General features: G+C 40.6%; 10 protein-coding genes and 1 pseudogene. 2 read left to right on the top strand and 9 right to left on the bottom strand.

The features are described 5' to 3' along the window. The 3 genes and pseudogenes from NWP17_RS15015 to NWP17_RS15005 form a co-directional block, all read right to left on the bottom strand. Positions 1-321, bottom strand: a pseudogene (locus NWP17_RS15015) (alpha-ketoacid dehydrogenase subunit beta); the annotation flags it as partial. Positions 322-439: 118 nt separating this feature from the next. Then, positions 440-1,513: a D-alanine--D-alanine ligase family protein gene (locus NWP17_RS15010; RefSeq protein WP_006276828.1), complete on the bottom strand. Its 1,074-nt coding sequence runs from the start codon at positions 1,511-1,513 to the stop codon at positions 440-442. A gap of 50 nt (positions 1,514-1,563) precedes the next feature. Beyond that, positions 1,564-2,226 (bottom strand): class I SAM-dependent methyltransferase, encoded by a 663-nt coding sequence (locus NWP17_RS15005; protein WP_006276829.1) that lies wholly within the window; start codon positions 2,224-2,226, stop codon positions 1,564-1,566. Positions 2,227-2,418: 192 nt separating this feature from the next. Between NWP17_RS15005 and NWP17_RS15000 the strand changes: the two genes are divergently transcribed. Beyond that, positions 2,419-3,357, top strand: coding sequence for a phosphoribulokinase (locus NWP17_RS15000; RefSeq protein WP_006276830.1), 939 nt, complete (start codon positions 2,419-2,421; stop codon positions 3,355-3,357). Here NWP17_RS15000 and hypB read toward each other — a convergent pair. The 6 genes from hypB to NWP17_RS14970 all read right to left on the bottom strand — a co-directional run bounded on the left by hypB (position 3,317) and on the right by NWP17_RS14970 (position 8,754). After that, the gene (gene hypB / locus NWP17_RS14995) at positions 3,317-4,198 is read right to left on the bottom strand and encodes a hydrogenase nickel incorporation protein HypB (protein ID WP_280655682.1); all 882 of its coding nucleotides are present in this window, start codon (positions 4,196-4,198) and stop codon (positions 3,317-3,319) included. The two genes, NWP17_RS15000 and hypB, sit on opposite strands and share 41 nt — an antisense overlap. Beyond that, a complete protein-coding gene (gene hypA / locus NWP17_RS14990) occupies positions 4,189-4,530 on the bottom strand; it encodes a hydrogenase maturation nickel metallochaperone HypA (protein ID WP_006276832.1) in 342 nt (113 codons plus the stop codon). Before hypA ends, hypB begins: the two co-directional genes overlap by 10 nt. A gap of 35 nt (positions 4,531-4,565) precedes the next feature. Then, entirely contained in the window at positions 4,566-5,669 is a 1,104-nt protein-coding gene (gene hypE / locus NWP17_RS14985; protein ID WP_071242446.1) for a hydrogenase expression/formation protein HypE, read from the bottom strand. Positions 5,670-5,676: 7 nt separating this feature from the next. Further along, positions 5,677-6,804, bottom strand: coding sequence for a hydrogenase formation protein HypD (gene hypD / locus NWP17_RS14980; protein WP_006276834.1), 1,128 nt, complete (start codon positions 6,802-6,804; stop codon positions 5,677-5,679). Between the two features lie 15 nt (positions 6,805-6,819). Continuing rightward, positions 6,820-7,098, bottom strand: coding sequence for a HypC/HybG/HupF family hydrogenase formation chaperone (locus tag NWP17_RS14975; protein WP_006276835.1), 279 nt, complete (start codon positions 7,096-7,098; stop codon positions 6,820-6,822). Between the two features lie 108 nt (positions 7,099-7,206). Continuing rightward, a complete protein-coding gene (locus NWP17_RS14970; protein WP_280655681.1) occupies positions 7,207-8,754 on the bottom strand; it encodes an AAA family ATPase in 1,548 nt (515 codons plus the stop codon). A 60-nt stretch (positions 8,755-8,814) separates the two neighbouring features. On the opposite strand from NWP17_RS14970, the gene cysC reads away from it, so the two are divergent. Further along, positions 8,815-9,462 (top strand): adenylyl-sulfate kinase, encoded by a 648-nt coding sequence (gene cysC / locus NWP17_RS14965; protein ID WP_280655680.1) that lies wholly within the window; start codon positions 8,815-8,817, stop codon positions 9,460-9,462. Positions 9,463-9,654 lie beyond the last annotated feature (192 nt).

The raw sequence follows: 9,654 nt of genomic DNA, 5'->3' as shown, positions 1-9,654 counted from the left end.
ACCACCGGATGTGTACCGTAACATTCCCGCATTGTTGGAAATTTGGTTGAATGCTAGGAGCAAAAAGCCCATGTTCATACCTTCGATTATAGGTCTTAATCCCGTCATGGCTGCACCTACAGCTAATCCGGTAAAGCTATTTTCAGCGATGGGGGTATCTAAGACTCGCAGATCACCATACTTTTTACACAGGTCTTTGGTAACTTTATAGGAACCGCCGTAGTGTCCCACGTCCTCGCCTAGTACAAACACGCTAGGATCGCGGGACATTTCTTCGTCAATTGCTTCCCGCAGAGCGTTGAAAAATAGTGTTTCTGCCATTAGACCTTTATCAAAATTTATTCCTTTCAAATTCTATCGCGCCTCCGTCTATAATAACGTCGGCGATTGCACTATTGATTTGTAATCATGGTCAATCTCTGATTGTATCCTCAATCCATCAATTTGTCAATCGGTCTGAGGTTGGTTGGCGTTCAATTGCTAGTTGAATCAATTGGTCAACTAGTTGGGGAAAGCTAATTCCAGTATTTGCCCAAAGTTGGGGATACATGCTTGTGGATGTAAATCCTGGCAAGGTGTTAATTTCGTTGATTAATATTTCTCCGGTGGACTCCACATAGAAGAAATCTACCCTGGCTAAACCAGCAGCATCAACTGCTGCAAAGGCTTTTAGAGACATTTCTTGAATTTGTTCAACTACTGTTTGTGATAGAGGTGCGGGTATTAACAGGTCAGCTTTTCCCTGGGTGTATTTGGTTTCATAATCGTAAAAATCACTATTAAAACTGATTTCACCAACCACAGAGGCTTGGGGATGGTCATTACCCAAAACTGCGCATTCTACTTCTCTAGCAACTACTCCAGCTTCAACTATAATTCGTCTATCATAGGTAGCAGCATTATCTAGAGCCGTTTCTAGTTCTTGACGGGAGCGTACTTTAGCGATACCTACAGATGAACCTAGATTAGCTGGCTTGACAAAGCAAGGATAACCCAATGTGGTCTCAATTTGGTCGCACAGTTTAGGGAACACACAGGGATTTGACCAAATTTGCGCTCTAGTAACGGTTTGGTATTGGACTTGGGGTAGACCAGCTTGGGCAAAGGCTGTTTTCATAGCAATTTTATCCATTCCCATGGCTGATCCCAAAACTCCAGACCCCACAAAAGGCACTTGCATCAAGGTGAGTAATCCCTGAATAGTTCCATCCTCTCCATTGGGTCCGTGCAATATGGGAAACCACAAATCAATTTGGGGAGATTTCTGAGGAAATTGCCATAAATTGACTGTGTTGGGGGTATTTTCTTCGGCTGAACCTGATTCTAAGACTTTTCTGGCTATTTCCTCCCCTTGCCATACTCCGTTCTTTTGAATGTAAAATGGACATACCTCATATTTTTGGCTATTCTCTCCCGTAGTCAAGGCCTTGGCAATTGCTCCTGCGGAAACTATGGAAACTTCGTGTTCTCCAGAACGTCCACCAAATAATAACCCTACCCTCAGTTTTGACATTTTCTTTTCCTCAAGAATCTCTCAAGGTGATAGATTAACATATTGATTTGTTAATTTTTTCTCGCCAGTGTTAATCCATCTGCTATGGGGACTAGACTGAGGGTGATTCTTGAGTCTCGGTGTACTTTTTCATTAAATGCACGAATTTTGCTGGTTTGGTTGTCTTGTACTTCTGGATCTGCTACTCTTCCTGACCAAAGCACATTGTCTACCGCAATTAATCCACCAGGTCTAATTAATTCTAGCGATCGCTCATAATAATTTTCATAGTTCGCCTTGTCTGCATCTATAAAGGCAAAATCAAAGGTTCCTGCTTCCCCTGCTGCTAATAGTTTATCTAGAGTTTCTAATGCTGGAGCTAGTTGCAGGTCAATTTTATCTGCGACTCCCGCCCTTTGCCAGTATATTCGAGCCATACTAGTGTACTCTTCGCTGATATCACAGGCAATGATTTTGCCATCATCAGGTAAAGACAAAGCCACTACCAGGGAACTGTAACCTGTGAATACTCCTATATCCAAGGTCTTTTTTGCTCCTAAGATTTTAATTAGCAGTGCCATAAACTGTCCCTGCTCTGGGGAGATCTGCATTATGGACATTGGCAGCTTGGCAGTTTCTTGACGTAATTCGCTGAGAATTTCCTCTTCGCGCAGGGAATTTCTCAGGAGGTAATTATATAAATCCGTTCCTAAACCCAAGGTTTGCTTTGTCATGGTATGGTGTGAGAGTGATTTTTGACCATTATATCTTTTGTTCACTGGGAGCAGAATATGTTGAGAAATGTTGCGGTGATGCAAAAAATTGATCTTGGTTCCCAGGTTTAAACTTATAATCTAAAAAATGTTCTTGGAGAGCCAGGTGTTATTATGTGATATCATCAGCGGTTTGTATTTAAGGGGGTAAAGATGAGTCGTCCAATTATTCTCGGTATTGTCGGTGATAGCGCTGCAGGAAAAACTACCCTCACTAGGGGTATAGCCCAGGTGCTAGGACCAGAAAATGTAACTCTCATCTGTACTGATGATTATCACCGGTATGACCGTCAGCAAAGGGCAGAAACTGGCATTACTGCTCTCCATCCAGACTGTAACCATCTGGACATTATGCAACAACATTTGGCTCTTTTACGCACGGGTCAACCTATTCTCAAACCAGTCTATAGTCATAAAACGGGAACCTTTGAACCACCTCAATACATTAAACCCAATAAGTTTGTCATTATTGAAGGGTTACTGGGCTATTCTACCCGTGCTGCACGTGACGCTTATGATGTCAAAGTCTATCTAGCTCCTCCAGAATCTCTACGAGCTGATTGGAAGATTAAAAGGGATACCCAAAAGCGGGGTTATACCAAAGAACAAGTGTTAGCAGAATTAGAAAAGCGGGAACCAGATTCAGAACAGTTTATTCGTCCTCAACGTCAATGGTCTGATATTGTAGTTACCTTCTATCCCCCCAATGACAATGAAACGGAAAATGGTGGACATCTTAATGTCCGGTTAATCTTGCGCCCTACTATTCCCCATCCTGATTTTACTCAAATTCTTCATCCAGATAATGATGACTCAGAATCACCTGTGCGTTTGGGACTGGATAGGGATATGGGTAAACCAGTGGATGTGTTGGAAGTTGATGGACACGCGACTTTAGAACAGGTTAATAAAATAGAGCATGTTATGTGTAATGATATGCCCTATCTTAGAAATGTGTGCGATCGCGAAATTAATCCTGAACTGGGTAAGATTGCTGGCACAACTGGGGAAACTTTGCAAAGTTATCCATTGGCAATAACACAATTGATAGTTACCTATCACATGTTGAAGGCGACTCAAGGACATTCTTAAAGGAAGGAGCGAGGGTGTGATGAGACAAAGAGCCATACCAATCATCTAAGCCTGCACCAGTGGTAGCAGAAACTTGATAAACCCGAATGTGGGGATTAACCTTTTTCGCATAGTCAATACATTTTTCCACATCAAACTGTAAATAGGGCAATAAATCTATTTTAGTCAGGATCATAACATCACTGAGACGAAAGATGTGGGGGTATTTCATGGGTTTATCTTCCCCTTCTGTAACCGAGAGAATAACAACTTTAGTCTGCTCCCCCAGGTCAAATAATGCGGGACAGACTAAATTGCCCACATTCTCTATCATCAATACAGAATCCAAGGGAGGTTGAAGTTCCTGTATTCCCCTTTCTATCATAGCTGCATCTAAATGACAACCTGTACCCGTATTTATTTGTATTACCTTGCAACCTGTGGATTGAATTTTTTGTGCATCGTTAGTGGTTTCCTGATCTCCTTCGATCACACTAATATTTAACTTGTGTTTTAAGTCATTAATTGTGCGAGTTAACAGAGTAGTTTTACCTGCACCTGGAGAACTCATCAGGTTGAGAGCTAGGATATTTCGCCCTTTAAACCACCCTCTATTTTGAGCAGCTATTAAATTATTTTTGCCTAGAATTTCCTGTTCTAGTGATATGGTTGTGTGGTGAATTTTAGCATGAATATTTGCTGGAGATTGGTCATGTTGGTGATGATGTTCATGAATATGGGAATGGCTAATTAGGGTTCCATCAGCTAGGGTATGGGTATGATAATCCCCATTTACAGGAGGGGTATTCATATTAGTAATTCTGGCTTCTTGATTGCTATCACATCCGCAGGTTACACACATAATTCCTCCACTTCTATTTCCTTAATTTTTAATTCCTGACCTGTAATTAAATCCAACTGTACACTACCACAGGGACAGATTCCAAAAGGTTTATCTACCGTAAATGTGACACCACATTGTTGACATCTGGCCATTCCAGGGATCTCTATAATTTCTAATTTTGCTCCTTCAACTATTGTACCCTGGGCACAGATATCGAAACAGAATTCTATCGCATCTGGCATTATGGCAGATAATTTACCTATTTCCAACGTCACCCGCTTAACTCGATGCTTGTGGGCATTTTCGCTGACCAGAGCAATAATGTTACGAGTTATTCCCAATTCGTGCATATTTTATATATCCTAATATCCCGAATACTATTAGATTAACATATTCTCGGTAGCTGCTCTCCCACCAACATATCCACCATTCTTTCTGCACCAAAAACAGTTTTTAAAAAAACTATTCCAGGTAGTTGCTCAACTACTTGTCCAATAATTGCTGCTTGTTTTCCCAAGGGATGATCTTGCATGGTGGATAATACCAGTTCTGCTTGCTCCTGGGGAACAACAACCACTATTTTACCTTCGTTAGCTAAATACAATGGATCTAAACCAAGTATTTCACACATTCCACTCACCTCCTCTCTAATAGGAATGGTCTGTTCATTGATTTTTATCCCTAGATTTGCTGTTTGGGCAAATTCGTTTAATACTGTCGCTAAACCTCCCCTAGTTACATCTCTCATAGCATGAATATCAGGACAGACCTTGATAATTTCACCTACCAGTTCATGCAATGGTTGACTGTCGCTTTCTATATCTGTTTCTAATTCTAATTCTCCTCTAGCTATTAAAATTGCCGCACCATGATTCCCTATTTCTCCATTAATAATTACCATATCCCCCGGTTGAATATGGCGAGGTGAAATTTTAATTCCCTGGGGTATTATCCCTATCCCAGCAGTGTTAATAAATAATTTATCCGCACAACCACGATGCACTACCTTGGTGTCTCCTGTAACTATTTGCACTCCCGCTTTTTGAGCAGCATGTTGCATACTCCCCACTACTTTTCTTAATGTTTCTAATGGCAATCCCTCTTCTAAGATCATGCTACAACTTAAATATAGGGGTTTAGCACCCCCAACTGCCAGATCATTAATTGTGCCATTAACAGCTAAATCACCAATATTGCCACCGGGAAAAAACAAGGGATCTACCACGTAAGAATCGGTGGTAAATGCTAATCTATCTCCCAGTTTTCCCAGGGTTGATAAATCAAAACTTGCCTGATCTTCTAATTGTGATAAAATCTCATTATGGAAATTTTTCACAAATACATCATGAATTAAATCGCTCATAGCTTTACCACCACTACCATGGGATAGATTAATATGGCTATCTTTAACTTGATGGGAGCGACGACCTACCTGTGCTATTTTTTGAAATAGGGGATTTTGATTTTTCTGATTTTTATCTATTGCCATACAATTGCTATATAAGAGCTGATAATCTGCCATATTTATAATATGCTGCACAAGCACCTTCAGAGGAAACCATACAAGTTCCTATGGGTGTTTCTGGTGTGCAAGCTGTGCCAAATACTTTACATTCCCAAGGTTTTAAAACGCCTTTAAGAATTTCTCCACATTGACAGGCTTTATGATCGGGCACTTTCAAATTGGGAATAGTAAATTTGGCTTCTGCATCAAATTGAGCATATTCGGGACGTATTTTCAAACCAGAATTAGGAATTTCTCCCAACCCCCGCCATTCAAATTTCTCGCGAACTGTAAAAACCTGATTCATGGCTTGAATGGCATTTTGATTTCCCCCTTTCTCAACTAACCGATTATATTGGTTTTCTACTTCACACCGATTTTCTTCTATTTGTTTTAATAACATCCATATAGATTGGAAAATATCCAATGGTTCAAATCCAGAAATGACAATCGGTTTATGATATCTTTCGGGAATAAACTCATATGGATCTGTTCCAATAACCATGCTTACATGACCTGGACCAACAAAACCATCTAGTTGTAAATCTGGATTTGCTAATAATGCTTCCAATGCTGGTATAACTAATACATGATTGGAAAATAAACTAAAGTTTCTAATGTTTTCTGCTGCTGCTTGTAATATGGTAAATGCAGTGCTAGGAGCAGTGGTTTCAAATCCTAAACCAAAAAATACTATCTCTTTTTCAGGGTTTTCCTTGGCAATCTTTAAACTATCCAGAGGAGAATAGACCATTCTAATATCTGCTCCCTCAGCTTTTGCTTGTAACAAGCTGGTTTTAGACCCTGGAACCCTCATAGCATCCCCAAAGGTGGTGAAAATAATCTGCTGGTTTTGGCAAAGAGCGATCGCATCATCTACTCTACCTTTTGGCATGACACATACCGGACATCCAGGTCCATGAATCAGTTCAATGTTATCTGGTAATATTTCCTCAATGCCATATTTAAAAATCGCATGGGTGTGTCCACCACATACTTCCATTATTTTGAGGTGTTTGTTTTTGTGGGAATTTCTTGAGATTTGAAGACTCAGTTGTGCAATTTCTTTTTGTAAACCTTGAGCTTTTTCGGGGTTACGGAATTCATCTACATATTTCATAATTTTACCAAGGTGTTATAAATTGCTCCTTTGCAGGTCTTTGGTATCATCATAACTGTTAGCAATTTCCTGTAAAAGGGCTAAGGTTTCTGCTGCTTCCTGTTCATTAATTCTGTTCATAGCAAAACCGACATGAACTAACACCCAATCTCCCAGACATTTTTCGGGTGGGTGTTCCTCATCAACAATACATGCTATATTGATTTGACGCTTAACTCCTCCAACCTTAACTATTGCTAGTTTATGTTCTGGATTGCTGATTTCTATTATTTGTCCAGGTATTCCTAAACACATATCTCTTTCTCGACCTAATTAGAGTTTACTAGAGTTTAACATACATCTTTGGAAAGAAAATGTGGCGTTGCACAATAATTGAGGTTCAATCATCTGATATCTAACGCTCTAGCTACGAATCACTGTAATGGTTCTTCCCTCTGGACTAATGGCCTGTTCCATACTAATCCTCTCACCCATGGGTGGTAATCCCGGACGGTGATCAAAAATTACTAACCAACCTCTATCTAATCCTAACCCACCCAGATATTTATCCAATTGGGTCAAACCCTTCGTTAACGGATCCGATTTTCCCCCCCAAACCTTTAACTCTATGCCCATCACTACCTTGCCATAGCGTAAACAAATATCCATTCTTCCAGAACCAACGGCATATTCCCGTTCTAAAGTGCCACCACCATTCACTACCCGATGTAAAAACGCCATCAAAACTAAATGGGGAGCAATTTCATGATAAGGCGCACTTTTGAGTAATGGTTCCCCATGTTGTCGCCAAAACTCTAGGAAAGCATTTAAGAGTTTGTCAGGATTTAAAGTATTATCAGTATTTAACCAAGTAGGTTGAATCTGGGGTAGACTATCCTGACTACCCTGGGACAAAACACGAGGAATCACCTCCTGGTAAATGGGATTGGCAATGGTTAGTCCTCCCAAGGGACTGCGCTTTACCAAGCCTAAATCTAGCAAGAAACGGCGATCATCCTCTGGGGTATCTGGTAAGTCCGATCCAGCTAACATAGGTTGAATAATGGCTTTGACCCGATCTTCCCGTAAGCGCTCTGCCAAACTATCCAAATGGGTATCCTGGCGCTGAATCAGAACTTCTTTGGCTTGGTTAATTACTTCAGCGGTAATGGGTTGAGTAATATCTTTCACTAACACCTGAGTGGCTTGACGAGCTAGGGCGTTTACTAACCATGGTTGCCCATCGGTTAAATAAAATGCTTGTTTAATTGCTTCCGGGGTAAAAATTTGTCCTGTAGCTTGCGTATGTTGTAAGTAAAGTTCTTCCACCTCTGACAGAGTGAAATTACTTAAAGTCAAGGATTCCGCTTTGATATTGAAAGGACTTGACGTATTCAGTCGTTCACTTCCACCAGATTTAACCTTATAGTCCCGCACATCCCGCATACCAATTAACCCCACCGAATGGGGAAATCCCCGAGGACGACGGGGAAAACCTGAGCGTAATTGTCTTAAAATTAGGATTAAAGCTTCATCTGTTAGGGAATCGATTTCATCTAAAAAGATTACAAGAGGTCTTGGAGATTGTGCGGACCACTCACTTAAAGTTTTGCCTATTCCTGAGTCTGTTTCACGCTCTGGCCAATAGGATGGTTGTAGTTCTTTGGGTAAATAAAATTTGATTGCCTGTTTCCATTCTTCTAAAATAACCTGCTCCGCTTGCTGGGGATTATGGGAGAATACTGATCCCACTTCAACGGAAAGAATAACTGCGGTATATTTTCCACTATCAGTCAATTCTCGTGCTAAGGCTATCATAGCTGTAGTTTTGCCGACTTGTCGCGGCGCGTGAATTATAAAGTAGTTTTCTCCGTCAATTAGTGCTTTCAAATCCGGTAGTCGAGCTGTGGGAGAGAGCATATAGTGGATTTCGGATTTACAGGGTCCAGCAGTATTAAAGTATTTAGGCATAATTGTGAGCTATAATTTAGAAGGAGTTTTTGAAAAAATAACCTTTAACTATATTATTGGGTGAGCAGTTCTGTTTGGCCAATCACTTTTATCATATTTATCATAGATATGAAATCAAGCAATATTCAACATACAAAACATCTTGTGTCCCCATTTGATCGTTGTTTAAAGAATGGTCACCGAAATGGAATTCTATGGTTCACTGGATTATCAGGATCAGGTAAAACAACATTGGCTCTAGAATTAGAGCGGATTTTGTTCCAGAAAGGTTGGTATACTTTTGTCCTTGATGGTGACAATATCCGTCATGGATTATGTGCTGACTTGGGATTTTCTGCTGCTGATCGTGCGGAAAATATTCGTCGTATTGGCGAGGTGGCCAAACTTTTTGCGGATTCGGGTTGTTTAGTGATTACTGCTTTCATTTCACCTTACAGGAAAGACCGGGAGCAAATCCGTATTCTGTCCGGAGATCTGTTTCATGAAGTATATATTGCAACTCCGATGGAAATTTGTGAACAACGTGACCCCAAGGGTCTCTATGCAAAAGCACGCCGTGGAGAAATTGAGTCTTTTACGGGAATTAGCGCTCCCTACGAACCACCGAGAACACCAGATTTACTGGTGGAAACTTCGGAACTTTCCATCGAGGCCAGCTTACAACAGCTACTCGAATACGTGGGAAAGAAGTTCACTTTCACTCAGTAGGAGTCTTTACAGCGATTTTCATGTAGTTAAACTCCAAAATAAGATAAGCTATAATAGAGTTGTTGGAAAATAAGGGATAATAATCAAGCAGACAAGTAGGGTGACATTAATGTTGAACTTAGACCGCATCCTGAATCAAGAGCGACTGCTACGAGCAATGACTGGACTTAACCGCCAAGCATTCAACGAGCT

The sequence above is a fragment of the Chrysosporum bergii ANA360D genome (genome assembly GCF_029891735.1).
Lineage (GTDB): Bacteria > Cyanobacteriota > Cyanobacteriia > Cyanobacteriales > Nostocaceae > Umezakia > Umezakia bergii.
Note: the sequence above shows the minus strand (reverse complement) of the source record. Positions and strands in the feature narration are given on the sequence as shown.